Source organism: Morganella sp. EGD-HP17, assembly GCF_000512315.2.
Taxonomy (GTDB): domain Bacteria; phylum Pseudomonadota; class Gammaproteobacteria; order Enterobacterales; family Enterobacteriaceae; genus Morganella; species Morganella morganii.
Genome location: NZ_AZRH01000002.1, coordinates 241468 through 261293 on the forward strand (window position 1 = coordinate 241468; position 19826 = coordinate 261293).

At 53.2% G+C, this 19826-nt stretch carries 22 protein-coding genes and 1 riboswitch; of the genes, 5 read left to right on the forward strand and 17 right to left on the reverse strand.

What is annotated here, in order from left to right; translation table 11 throughout:
- Nucleotides 1–10: 10 nt before the first annotated feature.
- On the forward strand, nucleotides 11–1108 hold the full coding sequence (locus tag X965_RS03520) for an ABC transporter permease (RefSeq protein ID WP_036417065.1): 1098 nt from the start codon (nucleotides 11–13) through the stop codon (nucleotides 1106–1108).
- A 63-nt stretch (nucleotides 1109–1171) separates the two neighbouring features.
- Here X965_RS03520 and X965_RS03525 read toward each other — a convergent pair whose 3' ends face one another.
- From X965_RS03525 to X965_RS03550, 6 genes are all read right to left on the reverse strand, one after another.
- Nucleotides 1172–1882 (reverse strand): Bax inhibitor-1/YccA family protein, encoded by a 711-nt coding sequence (locus tag X965_RS03525; protein WP_036417068.1) that lies wholly within the window; start codon nucleotides 1880–1882, stop codon nucleotides 1172–1174.
- A 200-nt stretch (nucleotides 1883–2082) separates the two neighbouring features.
- Nucleotides 2083–2538: a molybdopterin synthase catalytic subunit MoaE gene (gene moaE / locus X965_RS03530; RefSeq protein ID WP_036417070.1), complete on the reverse strand. Its 456-nt coding sequence runs from the start codon at nucleotides 2536–2538 to the stop codon at nucleotides 2083–2085.
- 3 nt (nucleotides 2539–2541) lie between these two features.
- Nucleotides 2542–2787 carry a molybdopterin synthase sulfur carrier subunit gene (gene moaD, locus X965_RS03535; RefSeq protein ID WP_036417072.1) on the reverse strand — a complete coding sequence of 82 codons (246 nt, stop codon included), beginning with the start codon at nucleotides 2785–2787 and terminating at the stop codon, nucleotides 2542–2544.
- Entirely contained in the window at nucleotides 2784–3263 is a 480-nt protein-coding gene (moaC, locus tag X965_RS03540; protein WP_004235693.1) for a cyclic pyranopterin monophosphate synthase MoaC, read from the reverse strand. Before moaC ends, moaD begins: the two co-directional genes overlap by 4 nt.
- 25 nt (nucleotides 3264–3288) lie before the next feature.
- Nucleotides 3289–4272, reverse strand: a complete 984-nt coding sequence (gene moaA, locus X965_RS03545; RefSeq protein ID WP_004235691.1) for a GTP 3',8-cyclase MoaA — start codon at nucleotides 4270–4272, stop codon at nucleotides 3289–3291.
- Nucleotides 4260–4409: riboswitch (molybdenum cofactor riboswitch) on the reverse strand. (Overlaps the previous gene by 13 nt.)
- Nucleotides 4410–4695: 286 nt before the next feature.
- Nucleotides 4696–5238: a GNAT family N-acetyltransferase gene (locus X965_RS03550; protein ID WP_004235690.1), complete on the reverse strand. Its 543-nt coding sequence runs from the start codon at nucleotides 5236–5238 to the stop codon at nucleotides 4696–4698.
- Nucleotides 5239–5494: 256 nt separating this feature from the next.
- On the opposite strand from X965_RS03550, the gene yvcK reads away from it, so the two are divergent.
- On the forward strand, nucleotides 5495–6403 hold the full coding sequence (gene yvcK / locus X965_RS03555; RefSeq protein WP_024474128.1) for a uridine diphosphate-N-acetylglucosamine-binding protein YvcK: 909 nt from the start codon (nucleotides 5495–5497) through the stop codon (nucleotides 6401–6403).
- 5 nt (nucleotides 6404–6408) lie between these two features.
- Here yvcK and uvrB read toward each other — a convergent pair whose 3' ends face one another.
- The gene (gene uvrB / locus X965_RS03560; RefSeq protein ID WP_036417074.1) at nucleotides 6409–8421 is read right to left on the reverse strand and encodes an excinuclease ABC subunit UvrB; all 2013 of its coding nucleotides are present in this window, start codon (nucleotides 8419–8421) and stop codon (nucleotides 6409–6411) included.
- Between the two features lie 27 nt (nucleotides 8422–8448).
- Between uvrB and X965_RS19285 the strand changes: the two genes are divergently transcribed.
- The gene (locus X965_RS19285; protein ID WP_153641938.1) at nucleotides 8449–8601 is read left to right on the forward strand and encodes a hypothetical protein; all 153 of its coding nucleotides are present in this window, start codon (nucleotides 8449–8451) and stop codon (nucleotides 8599–8601) included.
- A 349-nt stretch (nucleotides 8602–8950) separates the two neighbouring features.
- On the opposite strand, the gene bioD is transcribed toward X965_RS19285, so the two are convergent.
- From bioD to bioB, 4 genes are read right to left on the reverse strand one after another with little or no spacing between them, the layout of a single operon-like run.
- Nucleotides 8951–9634, reverse strand: coding sequence for a dethiobiotin synthase (gene bioD / locus X965_RS03565; RefSeq protein ID WP_004235686.1), 684 nt, complete (start codon nucleotides 9632–9634; stop codon nucleotides 8951–8953).
- Entirely contained in the window at nucleotides 9621–10415 is a 795-nt protein-coding gene (bioC, locus tag X965_RS03570) for a malonyl-ACP O-methyltransferase BioC (RefSeq protein ID WP_036417075.1), read from the reverse strand. The genes bioD and bioC overlap by 14 nt, the downstream gene beginning before the upstream one ends.
- Nucleotides 10381–11553, reverse strand: coding sequence for an 8-amino-7-oxononanoate synthase (gene bioF / locus X965_RS03575; protein WP_036417076.1), 1173 nt, complete (start codon nucleotides 11551–11553; stop codon nucleotides 10381–10383). Before bioF ends, bioC begins: the two co-directional genes overlap by 35 nt.
- Before the next feature lie 8 nt (nucleotides 11554–11561).
- Nucleotides 11562–12599 (reverse strand): biotin synthase BioB, encoded by a 1038-nt coding sequence (gene bioB, locus X965_RS03580; protein ID WP_004235683.1) that lies wholly within the window; start codon nucleotides 12597–12599, stop codon nucleotides 11562–11564.
- Nucleotides 12600–12685: 86 nt separating this feature from the next.
- On the opposite strand from bioB, the gene bioA reads away from it, so the two are divergent.
- The gene (gene bioA, locus X965_RS03585; protein WP_051997306.1) at nucleotides 12686–13987 is read left to right on the forward strand and encodes an adenosylmethionine--8-amino-7-oxononanoate transaminase; all 1302 of its coding nucleotides are present in this window, start codon (nucleotides 12686–12688) and stop codon (nucleotides 13985–13987) included.
- Between the two features lie 180 nt (nucleotides 13988–14167).
- Here the strand turns inward: bioA and pgl are convergent, their stop codons facing one another.
- Nucleotides 14168–15157 carry a 6-phosphogluconolactonase gene (gene pgl, locus X965_RS03590; RefSeq protein WP_004241640.1) on the reverse strand — a complete coding sequence of 330 codons (990 nt, stop codon included), beginning with the start codon at nucleotides 15155–15157 and terminating at the stop codon, nucleotides 14168–14170.
- Between the two features lie 222 nt (nucleotides 15158–15379).
- On the opposite strand from pgl, the gene X965_RS03595 reads away from it, so the two are divergent.
- Nucleotides 15380–16201 (forward strand): pyridoxal phosphatase, encoded by an 822-nt coding sequence (locus tag X965_RS03595; protein WP_004235680.1) that lies wholly within the window; start codon nucleotides 15380–15382, stop codon nucleotides 16199–16201.
- Between the two features lie 88 nt (nucleotides 16202–16289).
- Here the strand turns inward: X965_RS03595 and X965_RS03600 are convergent, their stop codons facing one another.
- The 5 genes from X965_RS03600 to X965_RS18875 all read right to left on the reverse strand — a co-directional run bounded on the left by X965_RS03600 (nucleotide 16290) and on the right by X965_RS18875 (nucleotide 19732).
- Nucleotides 16290–16646, reverse strand: coding sequence for a hypothetical protein (locus X965_RS03600; protein ID WP_036417077.1), 357 nt, complete (start codon nucleotides 16644–16646; stop codon nucleotides 16290–16292).
- A gap of 198 nt (nucleotides 16647–16844) precedes the next feature.
- Nucleotides 16845–17912 (reverse strand): molybdenum ABC transporter ATP-binding protein ModC, encoded by a 1068-nt coding sequence (gene modC / locus X965_RS03605; protein ID WP_036417079.1) that lies wholly within the window; start codon nucleotides 17910–17912, stop codon nucleotides 16845–16847.
- Nucleotides 17906–18601: a molybdate ABC transporter permease subunit gene (gene modB / locus X965_RS03610; protein WP_004235677.1), complete on the reverse strand. Its 696-nt coding sequence runs from the start codon at nucleotides 18599–18601 to the stop codon at nucleotides 17906–17908. The genes modC and modB overlap by 7 nt, the downstream gene beginning before the upstream one ends.
- A 23-nt stretch (nucleotides 18602–18624) precedes the next feature.
- Nucleotides 18625–19395, reverse strand: a complete 771-nt coding sequence (gene modA / locus X965_RS03615) for a molybdate ABC transporter substrate-binding protein (RefSeq protein ID WP_036417081.1) — start codon at nucleotides 19393–19395, stop codon at nucleotides 18625–18627.
- A gap of 196 nt (nucleotides 19396–19591) precedes the next feature.
- A complete protein-coding gene (locus X965_RS18875; RefSeq protein WP_004235675.1) occupies nucleotides 19592–19732 on the reverse strand; it encodes an AcrZ family multidrug efflux pump-associated protein in 141 nt (46 codons plus the stop codon).
- Nucleotides 19733–19826 lie beyond the last annotated feature (94 nt).

The following is a 19826-nucleotide window of genomic DNA, read 5'->3' on the forward strand; positions in this document are numbered from 1 at the left end:
GGAGACTGCCATGTTTCATCGGATACTCACCTTAATTATCAAAGAGCTGCAATTACTTCTCCGAGAGCGGCAGACCCGGACGATCCTGATCGTACCGGTAATTTTTCAGATGATTTTGTTCCCGCTGGCGGCAACGCTGGAAGTCACCAACGCCACTATCGCCATTTATGATGAGGACAAAGGCCCCGCATCCATTGAACTGACCCAGCAGTTTGCCAAAGCCAGTGCGTTTTCTGATGTGCTGCTGATCCAGAACCGGCATGATGTGCAGGATGTGATTGATAACCGCAAAGCCCTGCTGCTGGTGCATTTCCCGCAGAATTTCAGTGCACAGCTCGCCGCACAGAAACCGGCACAGCTGCAAATCCTGCTCGACGGACGAAACTCCAACAGTGCGCAGATTGCCGCCAATTACGTTCAGCAAATCACCGCGCATTACCAGCAGGAGCGGATGCCGCAGGCGGTCACCAGTGAGCTGGTGGTGCTCAACTGGTATAACCCGAATCTGGATTATAAATGGTTTATCGTGCCGTCCCTGGTAGCGCTGATCACCACTATCGGCGTGATGATTGTCACCTCACTGTCGGTTGCCCGTGAACGGGAACAGGGCACGCTGGATCAGTTACTGGTTTCCCCGCTGACCACCGGTGAAATCTTTGTCGGCAAGGCCGTTCCGGCACTGATTGTGGCCACGGTCCAGGCCAGCATTGTGCTGGTGATCGGCATTTTTGCTTACCGTATCCCCTTCTCCGGCTCACTGATCCTGTTTTATTTCACCATGATGATATACGGGCTGTCGCTGGTCGGGTTCGGTCTGTTAATCTCCGCCCTTTCCGCGACTCAGCAGCAGGCCTTTATCGGTGTGTTTGTCTTTATGATGCCTGCCGTGCTGCTGTCCGGTTATATTGCCCCGGTGGAGAATATGCCGGTCTGGCTGCAACATATCACTTGGGTCAATCCTATCCGCCATTTCAATGAAATCACCAAACAGATTTACCTCAAAGATGCGGATTTCAGTGTTATCCGCCAAAGCCTCTGGCCGTTGCTGGTGATCGCCGTGACCACCGGAACCGCCGCCTATGCGTTGTTCCGGCGCAAGATTGCGTGAATCAGAACGTAAAAAGGCCGGTTTTCACCGGCCTTTTATTGTTACATCCTGTTCTGTCTGTGATTAGCGGCGGTCGCCCATCAGGCGCAGCAGCATCAGGAACAGGTTGATGAAGTCCAGGTACAGCGACAGCGCACCCACGATCGCATAGCGGCGCATGGTGTCTTTGTTGTTGCTGTCAATCTGCTCACCCAGCTCACGCAGTTTTTGGGTGTCATACGCGGTCAGACCGGCAAACACAATCACACCGATATAGGTGATGATCAGTGTCATACCTTCACTTTTCAGCCAGATATTAACCAGTGACGCGATGATAATACCAATCAGCCCCATAAACAGGAAGTTACCCATCTCGGACAGGCTGCGCTTGGTGGTGTAGCCGTAGATACTCAGCGCACCGAACATCCCTGCCGTGATAAAGAAGGTGCTGACAATAGATGCATCTGTATACACGATAAAGATACTGGAGAGCGTCAGCCCTGTCAGTGCGGAATAGAGCATAAACAGCCCGGTCGCCATGGACGCGCTCAGGCGCTCAACCATGCCGGAGATAACCCAGACCAGTGCCAGCTGAGCAATAATCAGGCCGAAGAAGGTGATTTTGCTGGAGAAAACAAAGCTCATAATCGCCATCGAGTTAGACGAATACCAGGCGACGAAGGCAGTCAGCAGCAGGCCGCACGCCATCCAGCCGTAAACCTGGGCCATATAAGCCTGAATACCGGAGCCCGCCTGTGAAACTATCGAGCCGTTAGAACGAGGAAATCGGTCCATGATGGATAACCCTTTCATCTGTATCAAATTGTTTATCGGATGATAAACGACCAAGGACTATAGATTATCACATAAAAAGGGTGTTGCCAGCAGGCAAACTGTCAGGAATTCTCCCCTTTTCTTTACAAACAGAGAATATTTTTAACCTGATGTACAGCCGCCGGAAAAAATCCGGCGATCAGGAGGTTATCAGCGGTAAATTACCAGCGATCTGCGGCTTTCTGGTCGCTTTCTCTGGCATCCACCCAGCGGGTACCGCCTTCCGGCAATGTCTCTTTTTTCCAGAACGGCGCGCGGGTTTTTAAGTAATCCATCAGAAATTCAGCCGCTTCAAATGCCATGCCGCGATGGCCGGCGCTGACACCGACAAACACAATCTCATCATTCGGGTATAAACTGCCGACCCTGTGGATCAGCGTCACCCGCTGTAATTCCCAGCGCTCACGCGCCTGTGTGACAATATCCGCCAGCGCTTTTTCGGTCATGCCCGGGTAGTGCTCCAGCGACAGAGCCGCCACATTATCACCCAGGTTATGATTGCGGACTTTACCGGTGAATGTGACCACTGCGCCGTCATCCGCGCAACCGGCCAGCCACTGATATTCCTCACCGACACTGAAATTGTCCGTCTGAACAGCAATCCGGGTATTATTCATGGCTCAGCCTCCGGTGACCGGCGGGAAGAACGCGACTTCGTCACCGTCTGTCAGCGGGTGCGACAACGGCACAAAAGACTTATTCACCGCACACAGCAGTTTGCCGGATTCCAGCGCCAGCGCCCAGCGCTCACCGCGCTCACATAACGCGGCCCGTAAATCTTCCGCTGTGGCGTAATCACACGGCAGAGAAAGCTCATCGGTATTCACCAGCTCGCGCACCTGCGCGAAAAACAGTACCTTAATCATGCGTCCGCCTTAAAATGTCCTGATTTCCCGCCGCTTTTTTCCAGTAAACGCACCGGGCCGATAACCATATCCTTCTGCACCGCTTTGCACATATCATAAATCGTCAGTGCCGCCACAGAAGCCGCAGTCAGGGCTTCCATCTCCACCCCGGTTTTACCGGTCAGGCGGCAGCAGGATTCAATACGCACACGGGATGTGTCCGGCTCCGCGCTCAGCTGAACCTCCACTTTGCTCAGCATCAGCGGGTGACACAGCGGGATCAGATCCCAGGTTCGTTTAGCGGCCTGGATACCGGCGATACGGGCTGTCGCAAAGACATCCCCCTTGTGATGGTTGCCGTCAATAATCATCTGTAAGGTTTTGGCATCCATGGTGATAAAGGCTTCGGCGCGCGCTTCGCGGACAGTTTCCTGCTTTCCGGACACATCCACCATGTTGGCTTCGCCCGCCGCATTAATATGGGTGAGTTGAGACATGTAAACTCCTGATATGACCGGCGGATCAGCCGCCGATAACGGATAAATTCGGGGTAATACCGCTGTCCCCCTGATGGAGGAAATGGGTTTCGCGTTTGTGCTGCAATGCGCGCTGAAGCCGTGCTTTCAGCTCCGCATCGTGTCCGTCTTCCGCCAGCAGATCACGCAGTGTGATCCCCTGCTCGCCGAACAGGCACAGATGCAGATTACCGACCGCGGACACCCGCAGACGATTACAGCTCTGGCAGAAGTCTTTTTCATACGGCATGATCAGGCCGATTTCGCCCTGATAATCCGGATGACTGAACACCTGTGCCGGGCCGTCACTGCGGGCTCGCGCCACCTGCTGCCAGCCTGCCTGTAACAGACGGGCGCGGATAACATTACCGGAGATATGGAAACGGCGGAATACATCGCTGCCGTCACCGGTTTCCATCAGTTCGATAAAACGCAGCTGGATCGGGCGGTCTTTGATCCAGTTCAGAAATGCAGGCAGATGGATGTCATTGACATTCTTCATCAGCACCACATTCACTTTTACCTTCTCAAAACCGGCCTCAAACGCGGCATCGATACCACTCATCACCTGCATGAATTTATCCTGCCCGGTGATAGCGTGAAACTGGCGCGGGTCGAGACTGTCAACGCTGACATTCACGGCGCTCAGCCCGGCGGCACGCCAGTCGCGGATATCCCGTGCCATGCGGTAACCATTGGTGGTCACGGCAATGGTGCGGATATTCTCATTTTCGCGGATAGCGGCAACGATATCGGTAAAATCGCGGCGCATGGTCGGCTCACCGCCGGTCAGACGGATTTTTTCCGTGCCCAGCTGAGCAAACGCGCGGGTCACCCGGCGGATTTCGCCGAGAGAAAGAAAGGATTTGTGTCCGTTTGGTTTATAACCATCAGGCAGACAATAGTTGCAACGAAAATTGCAAACGTCTGTCACGGAGAGGCGCAGATAGTAAAATTTGCGCGCAAAGGGATCTGTCAGTTGTTCAGTCATAACACCTTTCCAAATACGGGAGATGCGGACATTTCTATCCTGCACCCTGGTGGCACTCGTGAGTGTCACGGCCAGCTCACCCTATTTCCGGTTCCGACCTGAAACGTAGGTGTGAAGGCTAGGAGTTAATCGTTGTCATTAATGCTGTTAATAACCACGCTAAGTGAGTTGATTCTAGCGTTGCCCTGCGGGAATTACCATGATAAATACGCTATATATCTTATTATACAACGAGTTACCGGGCCTCCGGGAAAAGGAACGGATACGCCGGATAACGAAAATTTCACACAGTTTTTCAATTAATTAGCAAATACATTATAGATTACTGAATAAATAATAAACAGCAAACCGCCGGAAATACGGCGGTTTGACAGGAAAATTATTTACCGGTTTCTTGATCTGACACAGGTATAGCAGGCCCGGTCAGTCCAGTGTAACGTGATAGAAAATAACGGATTTATGATTCATTCTCAGTGTCTCCTGCGGGCGGAATCCGTTACGCTCTGCCAGCCGGATGGAGGGTTTATTCTCTGGAGCAATAATACACACGCATTCATTAATACCGCGCACCTCTTTCAGCCAGTTCAGTATGGCTCCCAATGCTTCACCGGCATAGCCCTTACCGTGTGCCCGCTTTGTAAACACCCAACCCGCTTCCGGATAGTGGCTGATGTCTTTTTCCATTTCACGGTAAAAATCCGCAAAGCCGATATCGCCGATATACTCTCCGGTGCTTTTCTCCCTGACCGCCCAGTAACCATAGCCCAGCAGCGGCCACAATCCGAGATAGGCCAGCATCCGCATCCAGCTGTCGCGCGGTGTGGAGATTTGTCCTGCCATAACATGATGCGTTACCACCGTATCTGACCACATATCAGCAACCGCCGCATGATCTTCTCTGCGGTGGGCACTCAGGATCAGACGGTCAGTTTCCAGCACCGGAATGGTGCACGTCAGGTCATTCATGATGTTCTTCCTGTCATTTATTGATTTTTGTTATTGATGTTTATTTGTGATGCTTTCAGTCACCGCATTCACTCATACCATGACTTCCCTGCCGCTGCCACTTCTGAATCACACGTAAAAGTACGCAGCAAAAAGATAATTTATCTTTATGATTGACCGGAGTTTGATAAATCTCAGTATCGTGACGCGAAAAATTGGTTTTTATGATAGATTACCGCGCAAATAAATATGAAAACTCAGGGAATGCATAAACACTATGGGAAACCGCACACTCACGTCGCTGGAACATGTTGTTGCTTTAGGCGGAGGCCACGGGCTGGGACGGGTGATGTCCTGCCTGAACGGTCTGGGATCGCGGCTGACCGGCGTGGTCACCACCACGGATAACGGCGGCTCCACCGGCCGGATCCGCCGGGCGGAGGGCGGCATTGCCTGGGGCGATATGCGCAACTGTCTCAATCAGATGATCACGGAGCCGTCGATTGCTTCCACCATGTTTGAATACCGTTTCAGCGGTAACGGTGAACTGGCGGGACACAACCTCGGTAATCTGATGCTCAAAGCGCTGGATCATATGAGTGTGCGTCCGCTGGATGCGATCAATCTGATCCGCAATATGCTGAAAGTCAAAGCTAAATTGATACCGATGTCAGAAACGCCGGTCGATCTGATGGCTATCGACAGCGAAGGCCATGAAGTGTACGGCGAAGTGAATGTCGATCAGCTGACCTGCCCGCCGCAGGAGTTACAGCTTTCCCCGCCGGTGAAAACCACCAAAGAGGCGCTGGATGCCATCTGCCGCGCAGAACTGATTATTATCGGGCCGGGCAGTTTCTTTACCAGCCTGATGCCGCTGATGCTGCTGCCCGATTTCACCAAAGCCATTAATTTTAATCAGGCGCCGATGATCTATATTGAGAATCTCGGCAAAGAACTGAGCCCAGCTGCGGCATCCCTCAGCCTGAGTGAAAAAATCGCCGTGATTGAGAGCCGCATCGGCCGCAAACGGATAGATGCAGTGGTGTGCGCACCGCATATCAATACCGGCGACCTCGGCGACCGCCTGATTGTCAGAGAGGTCCTGGAGGCACAGGATGTACCGTACCGCCATGACCGCCGCCTGCTGCTGAGTGCGCTGGATAAAACCATCGCCCTGCTGCCCTGATCCCGTCAGGAGTTGGCAATAAACTGCTCACGCAGCCCCTGTAATTCATCCCGTACCGCTGCCGCCTGTTCAAATTCCAGATCCTGAGCGTGGCGGTACATCTGTGCTTCCAGCTCCTGAATTTTAACTTCCAGCTCTTTCGGCGACATACGCTGATAATCGCTGCTTTTCGCGGCTGCTTTCCCTTTGCCTTTATTCTTCGCCCCGGCTGACGGCTGGCCGATTTTAAGGATATCGCCAATCTTTTTATTCAGCCCTTTCGGCACAATACCGTTTGCTTCGTTAAACGCCATCTGCTTCTCTCTGCGGCGTTCGGTTTCCTCAATAGCCCTCGCCATTGAGTCAGTGATTTTATCGCCGTAGAGAATCGCTTTGCCGTGCAGGTTACGGGCGGCACGACCAATGGTCTGGATCAGTGAACGTTCGGAACGCAGGAAGCCTTCTTTGTCCGCATCCAGAATCGCCACCAGCGACACTTCCGGCATATCCAGCCCCTCACGCAGCAGGTTGATACCCACCAGCACATCAAACTCCCCGAGACGCAGATCGCGGATAATTTCCACACGTTCCACCGTATCAATATCCGAGTGCAGATAACGCACCCGCTCGCCGTGCTCTTCCAGATATTCAGTAAGATCTTCCGCCATCCGTTTGGTCAGCGTGGTGACCAGCACGCGCTCATTTTTCTGTGCGCGGATGCGGATTTCAGACAGCAGATCATCCACCTGAGTGGTCACCGGACGCACTTCCACTTCCGGATCGAGCAGCCCGGTCGGCCGGACCACCTGTTCAACCACATCAGACCCGGATTTCTCCGTTTCATATTTGCCCGGCGTGGCGGACACATAAATGCTCTGCGGCGCGAGGGATTCAAACTCCTCAAAGCGCAGCGGACGGTTATCCAGCGCGGACGGCAGACGGAAACCGTACTCCACCAGCGTTTCTTTGCGCGAACGGTCTCCTTTGTACATCCCGCCGATTTGCGGAATGGTGACGTGGGATTCATCAATCACCAGCAGGCCGTCCGCCGGCAGGTAATCAAACAGGGTCGGCGGTGACTCGCCGGATTTGCGTCCGGAGAGATAGCGCGAGTAGTTTTCAATACCCGAGCAGTAACCCAGTTCATTCATCATTTCCAGATCAAACTGAGTGCGCTGGGCGAGGCGCTGCTCTTCCACCAGTTTGTTGTTGTCGATCAGGAATTTGCGCCGCTCCGCCAGCTCCGTTTTAATCCCTTCCATCGCCTCAATGATGCGCTCACGCGGCGTTACATAGTGGGTTTTCGGGTAAACGGTAAAGCGCGGCACCTGATAATGGATATGGCCGGTCAGCGGATCAAACAGCGACAGGCGCTCGACCTCATCATCAAACAGTTCCACGCGCAGTGCGTAATCATCAGATTCCGCAGGGAAAACATCCACCACTTCACCGCGCACACGGAATGTACCGCGCTGAAAGGCCTGGTCATTACGGGTGTACTGGAGATCGGAAAGCCGGTGCAGGATCGAGCGCTGATCAATGATCATCCCCTCGGTGAGGTGCAGCATCATCTTCAGGTAGCTGTCCGGATCACCCAGCCCATAGATAGCGGAAACGGACGCCACCACCACCACATCCCGCCGCTCCAGCAGGGCTTTGGTGGCAGAAAGCCGCATCTGCTCAATATGTTCGTTTACTGAGGCATCTTTTTCGATAAAGGTGTCAGAGCTCGGGACATAGGCTTCCGGCTGATAATAGTCGTAGTAAGAGACAAAATATTCCACCGCGTTTTCCGGGAAGAAATCTTTAATCTCACTGTAAAGCTGCGCGGCAAGGGTTTTGTTGGGCGCCATGATCATGGTCGGGCGGTTCAGCGTGGCGATAACATTGGCAATGGTGAAGGTTTTCCCCGAGCCCGTTACCCCAAGCAGCGTCTGATGCGCCAGCCCGTCTTCCAGGCCCTCAACCAGTTTTGCAATGGCCTGCGGCTGATCACCGGCCGGTTTAAAGTCAGAATGCAGTTTAAATAGTTTGCTCATTGGCCCCCCTGCGCGAATAGGGTCACTATGATACTGGATAAAAAACCAGCTTCAACCCCCGGCAGAAAAAATCCGTTATTTTGTGATTTTTTGCTTGCAAAACCGGGGAAAATTTTATTGGCTTTCCACAGTTATCCCCAAAAAAAAGCACTTGCAATTTTAAATTATGCTGAAATCTGATGCCCCTCTGACCAATTGCTATTTTTCACGCCGGAGGACCCTTGATTTTATTTATCTAATTGTTATTTATGAATAAATCATAAAAGCCCGATTTTACAACAATGTCAGTGAAAGCCCCGTTCCTGCAAGGATAGCGTGAGTTTTCTAAAGTTAATACACAGGGTTATCCACAGGAATAGTGGATAACTTAATAAAGTCGTTTGCCGGTGCATGGTTGCGTGACATTGTGCAGTCATAAAATTGTCACTTTCAGCACAAAGAGAAAAAATAATTCAGGATTTTTTCCTGATAAAAAACACCCGGCCGGAAGATTTGCCGTGATCCCGGCACGATCCGTCCGGATGCAGGATCAGTGCGCGGAAACCGGCAGTGAAAGATAGCCGGATAAGTCCTGATTCATCGGGTCCGGCAGATGCGGTAACACACCCAGGCACGGTGCCGGGATCAGGTTATTCAGTGTCGCCAGATACTCCGGCTGACGCAGGCCCGGCGGTGTGACTTCATTCGCCACCCAGCCCGCCAGGGTCAGTCCGGCCTGCTGTATCGCCAGTACAGTCAGTAACGCGTGATTAATGCAGCCGAGCTTCACCCCGACGACGAGGATCACCGGCATCCGCATTTGTGCCGCCCAGTCCGCATAACTTTGTGTGGCCGACAGCGGCGTAAACCATCCGCCCGCCCCTTCGGTCAGTACCCAGTCAGCCTGCTGATTTAAGGCATGCAGCCCGTCAGTCATCACCGAAAATTCCAGCGGGGTTTGAGTCAGTTCGCTGACAATGTGTGGTGATGTCGGCTCGGCAAAGGTATAGGGGTTAATCTGCGCGTAACTGACCGCCGGTACCGTATGCCGCCACAATGCCAGTGCATCACTGTTGCGCAGCCCCTCCTCCGTCATCTCACTGCCCGAGGCTACCGGCTTATACCCCGCGCAGCAGAAACCGGCGTTGCGGGCCGTTTGCAGCAGGGCGCAGCTGACCACGGTTTTACCGGCATCCGTATCGGTGCCGGTTAAAAACCAGTTATTTTTCAACATGTATGACTCCGTACTGAATAAGATAGCTGAGCGGAAATACGCCGTCTTCGGCGGGATAATGATTCGCCAGCTGAATGAGTTTATTGCGTGTCATCAGCCCGGCAGCACGTCCCTGATGAACATGGGTAGCTCCAATCCCCTTGAGGGAGTGCAGCAGCGCGGGCAGAGAATCAAAGGAGAGCCGGTAACACACTTCTGACAAAGTATGCCGGTAAGGCTGACAGGCGGCGGAAACCGCCTCACGGCTGAGAAAACCGTTGGCGTGACGGTTGCTGTCCACCCGGGAAAACGCCTGATTCAGCTCGTCCAGCGACCCGCTGAGCAGGGTGGAAAACGCCACCACACCACCGGGCCGGGTTACCCGCACCAGTCCGGCCAGCGCCGCCGCCAGTGAATCACACCACTGCACCGCCAGATTGCTGAAACAAAAATCAAACTGATTATCCGCAAAAGGCAGCTGTTCGATATCCCCCTGCACATAACGGGTCGCCCGCTGCTGCTGCCGGGCGTGTGCCAGCATGTCAGGGGAGAGATCAAACGCCGTCACACAGCGGCAATCCGCTTTCCACTGTTCACTGAAAAACCCGGTACCGCAGCCTGCATCCAGCCCGTGCAGTTCCGGTAATAACAGCCCGGAAAGCGCCTGTGTGGTCAGGCGGTGCAGATGGTATCCGGTTTTCTGCTGAAGGTGCGCCACGGTGTCATAGTGTCCGGCGGCGCGTCCGAAAGCCGCGGCAACAGCGGCTTTATTCACAGGGGCGGTAGTGACGGCAGAATGCATCCAGCGCCTCCGTAAGCTGTGTGATATCGTCGCGGTGATGGGCGCTGGTCAGCGTGATGCGCAGACGGGCGGTATTCGGTGGCACAGTCGGCGGACGGATAGCTTTCACCCACAGGCCGCGCTCCTGTAAATAGTGCGACAGTGCCAGGGCTGCGCGGTTATCCCCTACGATCAGCGGCTGGATCGCCGAGGCGGACGGCAGTAACTGCAGCGGCAGATGCGCCACCCGTTCACGGAAGAAGCGGATGTTTTCCGCCAGTGTGTCCCGTAACCCGTCACCGTGACGGATTTCCTGCACCGCTGCCTGAATGGCACACGCCTGTGCCGCCGGGAAGGTGGTGCTGTAGATAAGATGACGGGCATATTGCGTAAGATAATCCGCCGTCTGTGCATCGCACAGCACCGCCGCGCCGCTGACCCCGACCGCTTTACCGAAGGTGACAATCTGAATATCCGGGCGTATCCCCGCCGCATCACAACTGCCCCGCCCTTCACGGCCGCAGACACCGATACCGTGCGCATCATCCGTCATCAGCCGCGCGTTATGCTGCCGGGTGAGCGACAGGATCGCCGCCAGCGGCGCGGCATCCCCGTCCATACTGAAGATCCCTTCAGTGACCACCAGGGTTTTGCCGGTACTGTTTTCAGTCCGACTCAGCCGGGTACTGAGATGGGCGGTATCATTATGATGAAAACGGCTGAATTCAGCGGGTGAATGCATCGCCGCTTCCATAATGGAGGCGTGAGCGAGTTTGTCGCAGATAAGGTGGTCGCCGCGCTGCATCAGTGCGGTGATCACCGCCTGATTAGCGCTGAAACCGGAGACAAATAAGATCGCCCGATCAAACCCGAGCCACTCCGCCAGCATCTGCTCCAGGTCCCGGTGTGCCGTGGTGTAACCGGTGACATGACCGGATCCGCCGCTGCCCACACCGTATTGCCGGGTACCGTCACACCAGGCGCGGATCACCGCCGGGTGGCGGCTGAGGCCGAGATAATCATTACCGGAGAAATTCACGGCACGTCTGCCGTTAATCAGGAGGGTGCGCCCGTCCGCGCCGTCATTGGCCTCGCGGCGGCGTACCGCATCCTGTTCCTGCGCCTGCTGCAGGCGCTCAGAGAGAAAAGTCTGCCACATGGTACGGCTCACAGGGCTGCGTTATAGAATTTTTCGTCATCGCTGTGGCTGATGGCATCCAATAAAGAATCCGTCTCTTCATTGTCACCCCGGGTAACATGGATGGCTTCGCGTTTGATCCCCAGCTTTTTAAACAGGGCAATATCGGTATTTTCTTCCGGGTTGGTGGTGGTGAGCAGTTTGCAGCCGTAGAAAATGGAGTTCGCACCCGCCATAAAGCAAAGCGCCTGGGTCTGTTCATTCATCATTTCACGACCGGCGGAGAGGCGCACATGAGACGTTGGCATCATAATGCGGGCAACAGCGATGGTGCGGACGAAATCAAACGGATCGACTTCCTCATTATCCTCAAACGGCGTGCCTTTGATTTTCGCCAGCATGTTGATCGGTACACTTTCCGGTGCTTTCGGCAGATTCGCCAGCTGTACCAGCATCGCCGCGCGGTCGCGCACCGCCTCACCCAAACCTAAGATCCCGCCGGAGCATACTTTGATCCCCGCATCCCGCACATTGTCGAGGGTGTCGAGTCTGTCCTGATAGGTCCGGGTGGTGACAATCGAGCCGTAAAATTCCGGCGAGGTATCGAGGTTGTGGTTATAGTAATCCAGACCTGCTTTGGCAAGGCGCTCCGCCTGTGAGCTGTTCAGCATACCGAGTGTCATGCAGGTTTCCATACCCAGCGCCCGCACTTCTTTCACCATGGTTTCCAGGTACGGCATATCGCGCTCATGAGGATTCTTCCACGCCGCGCCCATACAGAACCGGGTCGAACCGGCTGCCCGCGCCTTACGCGCCGTCTCCACCACCTGCTGTACTTCCATCAGACGCTCTTTTTCCAGCCCGGTCTTGTATCGCGCACTCTGCGCACAGTATTTACAATCTTCCGGACACGCCCCGGTTTTGATGGAAAGCAGTGTGCTGATCTGCACCTGCTGCGGGTCAAAATGCCGGCGATGTATGGTCTGAGCTTCATACAACAGTTCAAAAAAAGGTTTTTCAAACAATGCATTGGCTTCTTTTAATGTCCACTGACGACCTTGGCTCATAACTGTAACTCCCGATAAAAAAGTGTTGCCAGTTTAAATATCAGCATTATCATGTCAACTTTATTTGCATTGAAATGGTTTACATAATGGCTTTTTCAGGGAATATTTCAGGTCACGCCTTTTCGGATGATGATGCGGATTTTGACCGCCGCCACATCTGGCACCCTTATACATCAATGACTCAGCCGCTGCCGGTCTATCCGGTGGTGTCGGCACACGGTGCGGTGCTGACACTCGCAGACGGCCGCGAACTGGTTGACGGTATGTCCTCCTGGTGGGCGGCTATCCACGGCTATAATCACCCGGTACTGAATGCGGCGGTGACTGAACAGCTGTCACAGATGTCACATGTGATGTTCGGCGGGATCACTCATCCGGCTGCCGTTGCACTGTGCCGCCGTCTGGTGGCAATCACGCCGGAGCCGCTGGAATGCGTGTTTCCTGCCGACTCCGGTTCGGTCGCGGTGGAAGTGGCCCTGAAAATGGCGCTGCAGTACTGGCAGGCACGCGGCGAAAAACGCCACCGGATAATCACCCCGCGTCACGGCTACCACGGCGATACATTCGGCGCGATGTCAGTGTGTGATCCGCAAAACTCCATGCACTCACTCTGGCAGGGCTATCTGCCGGATCACCTGTTTGCTGATGCACCGCAGTGCGGATTTGATGAGGAATGGCGGCCGGAGGATCTTCACTCTGTGGAAAACCTGCTGGCACAGCATCATCATGAGGTCGCTGCCGTGATCCTGGAGCCGGTTGTCCAGGGGGCGGGCGGAATGCGCTTTTACCATCCGGAATATCTGAAAGGCGTAAGATCACTGTGTGATCACTACAATGTCCTGCTGATTTGTGACGAAATCGCCACCGGATTCGGGCGCACCGGTAAACTGTTTGCCTGTGAACACGCAGGTATATCACCGGACATTATGTGTCTCGGAAAAGCGATTACCGGTGGTTATATGACACTCTCAGCCACCCTCACCACCCGCCATATTGCAGACACCATCAGTCAGGGTGACGCAGGCTGCTTTATGCACGGTCCGACCTTTATGGGTAATCCGCTGGCCTGTGCCACGGCAGTGGCGAGTATTGATCTGCTGTCGTCCGGAGACTGGGCTGCGTGTGTGAAGGCTATCGAAACACAACTAAAAAGCGCTCTGCTGCCGCTGAAATCCCGCAGCGGAATCCGCGATGCGCGGGTACTCGGTACCATTGGTGTGATTGAAACGGAAGAGCCGGTGAATATGGCAGAATTGCAGCGCCGTTTTGTTGACGCCGGAGTGTGGATCCGTCCGTTCGGACGGCTGATTTATATTATGCCGCCATACATTATTACAGCGGCACAACTGGAAAAACTGACGCAGGCGATAGATAAGGTAACGGCATAAATCCCGGCATATTTGATCACTCCGCCGTTCAGGTTAACAGCGGGTAACGGGCGAAGGAAACGAAAAGCATGCGCGTCATGGATGACGCGCCTGAGCGCACACGGATGTGTTTACAGCGACTTTTCGTTTTTGCCCGTTACCCGCCGGGCTCCGGAGTAACAGAAAACTACCTGAGCACTGTTACTTCAGCGTCAGCACTGTCACCCACATCGGCCCTTTTCCTGCCGGATAGCGGTTGATAAAGTGCAGTTCGCCGGTAATCGCATCAATCCGGGAAACCGCCACATGGTGAGAGAGCTGTCCGGTTGAGATCAGGAAACGCCCGCTGTTATCCACCGCAAAACCGCGCGGCTGAGTTTCAGTCGGATAACACCCCGCCAGTTGCAGATGACCGCCGTCATCCGACACCCGGTAGTGATTAATCACACTTGATGCCCGCTCACAGGCATAGAGATGATGCCCGTCCGGCGTGATATGAATATCGGCTGCCCAGCGTCGTCCTGAATAATCATCCGCCATCATATCGACAGACTGAATTTCACGGACTTTCACCCATTCGCGGTAAACATTAATGGTCGCATTTAATTCATTCAGGCAATACGCCACATGCTTTGCCGGATGAAACGCCATATGGCGCGGCCCGGCACCGGCAGCAACCGTCAGCATATCGGCGTGACGTTCAGTTAAGCGTCCGTCTTCCTCAATCGTGTAAGCGCGGATGTGATCTTCCCCGAGGCACGGCACAAACAGTGTGTGTCCATCCTGCGCAATATTGGCGGAATGCGGATTTTTTAATCCCTCAATCACCTGCACTGCACGGACGGGAATACCGTTATCGCGGATCGGCAGTACCGCCAGATTTCCCTGATGATAAGAAGCGGCGTACAGTGTGCGCCCCGCTTTATCAAGGGTGATATAGGCGGCAGTGCCCGGGAGCGGCGTCAGGCCGGTTTGTGTGAGTTTGCCGTCTTCCGCGATTTTATAAGTCGCCACCGCATTGCCCGGTTTGACCGCAGCATAAAGATGACGGCCATCCGGCGCGGTGATCAGCGGCTGCACCTGATCAGGCGTTGATACTGTCTGTAACAGTGACATCTCACCGTGTTCATTCATCTGCCAGACATGAATCTGATGACTTTCCGTACTGGCAACATAAACCACCTGCTTCATTCGCGCTCCTTAATATCATCACTTACCCGTTTGATTTTTAACAGGTAATGTAAGCATTTCTGTATAATAATACCGCACTTAGCGTTTATCGCGAAACAATTAACATGCTATATTATCAGTTATCTCCGCCCGGAATCATTCAGGATGCCGTCAGGATACAATAATATTCCCTGATGCCCGCCGTTATTCCGGTTCTGACACTCATACAAGGGGCTCCCTGTTATGTCTTACCGCGTCCTCGCATTTGATCTCGATGGTACACTTCTCGATCCGGATAAACATATATTGCAGGAGTCGCTGGATGCCATCCGCGAAGCCCGTCGTGCCGGGGTGCAGGTGCTGATTGTCACCGGCCGTCATCACGTTGCTATTCATCCGTTTTATCAGACATTGCAGCTGGATACACCGGCTATCTGCTGTAACGGTACCTATCTGTACGATTATCCGGGGAAAAAAGTGCTTTCCGCCGATCCGATGAGTGTCAGTGAATCCCGTCAGCTGCTCGAACGCCTGGCACAGACGGATATCGAGCATCTGATGTATATCTCGGATGCCATGCTTTATCACACTGACAGCAGCACTATTGAGCGGACACTGAACTGGTCAGCTTCTCTGCCGGAGCACCAGCGTCCGGTGATGCGCAAAGTGAATAATTTTCTTGATGAGGTTGATCGCGCTGACACTATCTGGAAATTCGCCACCTGCTCAGATGATCTGAACAAACTGCGTGAATTTACCGACGCTGTGGAAGCGGATATGGGACTGTCCTGCGAGTGGTCGTGGATAAACCAGGTGGATATTGCCCGCAAAGGTAACAGCAAAGGCCGCCGTTTACAGGAATGGGTGGAATCTCAGGGAATGACGATGAAAGATGTGATGGCATTTGGTGATAACCATAATGACATCAGCATGCTTTCAGCCGCCGGTCTCGGAGTGGCAATGGGTAATGCGGCAGACGAAGTCAAAGCACACGCTGACCTGATTATCCCGGATAATACACAGCCGGGTATTGCACAGGCAATCCGCCGTCATATTCTCAGCTGATCAATACCGTATTCTGAACTATAAAAAACGCCTTTTAATAAAGGCGTTTTTTATTATTTATTTCCCGCTGTTCAGAGAACAAAATTAGTTATTTATACTTATCAAAATTCCAGTTATTTTTCATTTTTTCTGCCGGATTCTGATTCGGGAATTTTGCATTTTCGACGATCAGCAATAATTTCGATCCGTCATAAGTATAGCCGCCCTCAGAATACTGATACGGGAAGCTTTCTGTTGCCACCACTTTATATCCCATACTGAGCAGCTCCGGGATACGCATTCCGCCCTGAGAACCGTCAGTGGTGCCGATACACCAGACTTTTAAGTTTTCGATTTCAACATCTTTGACTTTTTTCAGATAGGTGTAACACATCACCTGATTTGCCGCCAGCGCCTGGCCGCCGGAGAAAATACCCAGTAATAAAAAGAAAAGTGCTTTTTTCATTTTATCCCTCTGACTCAGTGGTTTTTTATGCAATAACGCACGTCTTACACTTGTTTCCGTGTGCGGAGAATATTCTGTGATAATCTGGCAGGGTCAGTGATGCACCGGCGTTAATATATATCGCCGGTGATTCGGAAGGGCAATCGGAACAATATGAATGCCCCTTTTATTAATGAAAAGTACGTATATTCAGATAAATTATAATTCGCGGCTCAGTGACACGCTTTTTACCTGGGCATACACCCATTGTCCGGGTTTCAGCTGCAAATCATCCCGCGCCCAGCCGGTAATACGTGCCCAGAGGAAATGATTGCCGACCGCCAGACGCACATCAGTCTGCCCGTTGTCGTCATCATACATTTCCGTGATTTTTGCCCGTAATATATTGCGGATACTGCTGCTTTTCGGTTTTTCCGGTGCAATGGACACATCATCCGCACTGACACGCACACGTACCGGCGTGTCCCGTTCACCGGCGATACGCGGCACCCACAGCACCTGGTCACCGATAGCAGCGGCCGTCATGGCGTAGCGGTCGTGGTGCTCAAGCACAGTGACACTCAGTACACTTGAGAGACTTTCCTGTGTCAGCCACGGGCGTAATGCCGCCCCGGCCCATACCTCTTCCAGCGGTCCCTGTGCCAGAATGCGGCCTTTTTCCAGAATCACCACATCTTCCGCCAGCCGCAGGATCTCATCCAGGCTGTGGCTGACATACAGGATCGGAATACTGATATCCTGTGCCATCTTTTCCAGATACGGCAGCAGTTCGCGTTTGCGCGGCAGATCCAGAGACGCCAGCGGTTCATCCATCAGCAGGATATCCGGTGCGGTCAGCAGCGCGCGGCCAATCGCCACCCGCTGTTTCTCCCCGCCGGAGAGGGTCATCGGCAGGCGGTTCAGCAGATGCCCGATACCCAGCAGTTCCACAATACTGTCAAACTGATCTTCCATCCCCCGTGCCATGCCGTAGCGCAGGTTGCCTCTTATCCGGTAATGGGGAAACAGGCGTGCATCCTGGAAGACATAGCCGATTTTGCGTTTTTCCGGCGGCAGACAGATACGTTTTTCAATATTGACGAGTGTGTGACCGTTAAGCTCAATCCGCCCTTTCTGCGGTTTTGTCAGCCCGCCGATCACATTGATAAAGGAGGTTTTCCCTGCCCCGGAGAGCCCGAAGACAGCGGTAATACGGTCACTGGCCAGTTCGGTATTGATCACCATCGATAAATCACCGAGCTGTTGTTCAAAATCAAGCACTAACATGTGGCAACCCCCAGGCGTTTGCGTCCCCAGCGGGTCAGCCATTCCGAGGCCAGCAGTGAAGCCAGTGCCAGAACAATGGCGATAATACAGAGCCGCGCTGCGTCCATTTCCGCCCCCGGCGTTTCAAGCAGGGAGTACATGGCCAGCGGGATAGTCCGGGTTTCCCCCGGGATATTGGAAACAAAGGTGATTGTCGCGCCGAATTCCCCCAGCGAACGGGCAAATGCCAGCACAGTACCGACAATAATACCCGGCAGCGACAGCGGCAGTGTGATGGTGAAAAAGACCCGCAGCGGGGAAGCCCCGAGTGTCCGTGCCGCCTGCTCCAGGCGCATATCCACCGCTTCCAGTGCCAGACGGATAGCCCGCACCATCAGCGGAAAAGCCACCACAGCCGCAGCCAGCGCGGCACCGCGCCAGCTGAAGGTAAAACTGAAGCCGAACCAGTTATAGAGCCACTCACCGATAATGCCTTTGCGCCCCATGCTGATCAGCAGCAGATAACCCACTACCACCGGCGGTAACACCAGCGGTAAGTGGATAAGACTGTCCAGCAGCGACTTGCCCGGAAAACGGCAGCGCACCAGTACCCATGCCATCAGTATGCCGAACGGCAGACTGGCTGCCACGGCGACCGTTGATACTTTCAGGCTGAGGATGACCGCCTGCCATTCATACTCATTCAACATCGCTGTCTGTTAGTCCTTACTTATTACAGAGGGCTGAAACCGTAACGTTTGAAGATCTCTTTTGCTTCCGGTGTCTGCAGGTAATCATAGAAACCTTTAACATCGGCATTATTGCGATCTTTCAGGATAGCAATCGGATATTCAACCGGTTTATGGCTATCTGCCGGGAAAATACCGACCACTTTCACTTTATCACTGGCAACCGCATCAGAGCCGTACACGATACCCAGCGGCGCTTCACCGCGTTCCACCAGCGCCATGCCGCTGCGCACATTATTAGTGCGGGCCAGCATCGGATCAACGGCTTTCCAGGCACCCAGGTTTTCCAGGGCTTCCTGTGCATAGATACCAACCGGCACATGATCAGGATCGCCGACAGCCAGACGGCCGCCATCCAGTAATTTAACCCAGTCAGTCTGCTTATTAATATCAACTTTATCAATTTTGCTGTCTTTCGCGGCAATCAGCACCAGCTCATTACCCAGCAGGGTTTTACGGGTGTCATTGATGATCAGGTTTTTCTCCTGGGCATAATCCATCCATTTCTGGTCAGCAGAAATAAAGATATCTGCCGGAGCACCATTTTCAATCTGACGGGCCAGGGTGGAAGAAGACGCATAAGACGCGACCACTTCACCTTTTTTCTCCTGCTTATATTTTGCCGAGATTTCATCAACCGCATTTGTCAGTGATGCCGCAGCAAATACGGTCACTTTTTCAGCGGCCCATGCCTGACTCATGACAGCAGCAGAGATAACAACACCGGCCAATAACTTACTGAACTGTTTTTTCATTTTTTCCACCAGGATAGATTAGGATTAACCCGTTGTATATAACAAGATACAACGAAAAATGAAAGGAGGTTTATCCCACTATCGGCAGTTAAGCGGAAAACAATATAAAATGAGGGGAATTACGCAGATAATGAGCGGGAAAACAGAAACAAAGACGGATTACCCGCGAACGCAGGTAATCCTGAATACGGTATAATCAGAGCTGCTTTTCGCGGCGCTCGCCTTTTGAAATCAGGTTGAAAATTTCACCTAATCCCCAGATCAGAGCCGCCAGGCCTGTCATAACAACAGGAACCATTAACAGTGCGAAACCTAAACTTTTAACTAACTCAAACATAGCACTTAATCTCTTTATATCAGGCGAAAAGGATATTCAGCATGACTATAATAGCGTCATAATGGCCGCTATTCTATATAAATCACACCCCGGA

Bases quoted from the DNA above. Each gene is read 5' to 3' on its own strand.
- X965_RS03520 (WP_036417065.1), top strand. From the start codon at position 11: ATGTTTCATCGGATACTCACCTTAATTATCAAAGAGCTGCAATTACTT.
- X965_RS03525 (WP_036417068.1), bottom strand. From the start codon at position 1,882: ATGGACCGATTTCCTCGTTCTAACGGCTCGATAGTTTCACAGGCGGGC.
- moaE (WP_036417070.1), bottom strand. From the start codon at position 2,538: ATGAATAATACCCGGATTGCTGTTCAGACGGACAATTTCAGTGTCGGT.
- moaD (WP_036417072.1), bottom strand. From the start codon at position 2,787: ATGATTAAGGTACTGTTTTTCGCGCAGGTGCGCGAGCTGGTGAATACC.
- moaC (WP_004235693.1), bottom strand. From the start codon at position 3,263: ATGTCTCAACTCACCCATATTAATGCGGCGGGCGAAGCCAACATGGTG.
- moaA (WP_004235691.1), bottom strand. From the start codon at position 4,272: ATGACTGAACAACTGACAGATCCCTTTGCGCGCAAATTTTACTATCTG.
- X965_RS03550 (WP_004235690.1), bottom strand. From the start codon at position 5,238: ATGAATGACCTGACGTGCACCATTCCGGTGCTGGAAACTGACCGTCTG.
- yvcK (WP_024474128.1), top strand. From the start codon at position 5,495: ATGGGAAACCGCACACTCACGTCGCTGGAACATGTTGTTGCTTTAGGC.
- uvrB (WP_036417074.1), bottom strand. From the start codon at position 8,421: ATGAGCAAACTATTTAAACTGCATTCTGACTTTAAACCGGCCGGTGAT.
- X965_RS19285 (WP_153641938.1), top strand. From the start codon at position 8,449: ATGATACTGGATAAAAAACCAGCTTCAACCCCCGGCAGAAAAAATCCG.
- bioD (WP_004235686.1), bottom strand. From the start codon at position 9,634: ATGTTGAAAAATAACTGGTTTTTAACCGGCACCGATACGGATGCCGGT.
- bioC (WP_036417075.1), bottom strand. From the start codon at position 10,415: ATGCATTCTGCCGTCACTACCGCCCCTGTGAATAAAGCCGCTGTTGCC.
- bioF (WP_036417076.1), bottom strand. From the start codon at position 11,553: ATGTGGCAGACTTTTCTCTCTGAGCGCCTGCAGCAGGCGCAGGAACAG.
- bioB (WP_004235683.1), bottom strand. From the start codon at position 12,599: ATGAGCCAAGGTCGTCAGTGGACATTAAAAGAAGCCAATGCATTGTTT.
- bioA (WP_051997306.1), top strand. From the start codon at position 12,686: ATGGCTTTTTCAGGGAATATTTCAGGTCACGCCTTTTCGGATGATGAT.
- pgl (WP_004241640.1), bottom strand. From the start codon at position 15,157: ATGAAGCAGGTGGTTTATGTTGCCAGTACGGAAAGTCATCAGATTCAT.
- X965_RS03595 (WP_004235680.1), top strand. From the start codon at position 15,380: ATGTCTTACCGCGTCCTCGCATTTGATCTCGATGGTACACTTCTCGAT.
- X965_RS03600 (WP_036417077.1), bottom strand. From the start codon at position 16,646: ATGAAAAAAGCACTTTTCTTTTTATTACTGGGTATTTTCTCCGGCGGC.
- modC (WP_036417079.1), bottom strand. From the start codon at position 17,912: ATGTTAGTGCTTGATTTTGAACAACAGCTCGGTGATTTATCGATGGTG.
- modB (WP_004235677.1), bottom strand. From the start codon at position 18,601: ATGTTGAATGAGTATGAATGGCAGGCGGTCATCCTCAGCCTGAAAGTA.
- modA (WP_036417081.1), bottom strand. From the start codon at position 19,395: ATGAAAAAACAGTTCAGTAAGTTATTGGCCGGTGTTGTTATCTCTGCT.
- X965_RS18875 (WP_004235675.1), bottom strand. From the start codon at position 19,732: ATGTTTGAGTTAGTTAAAAGTTTAGGTTTCGCACTGTTAATGGTTCCT.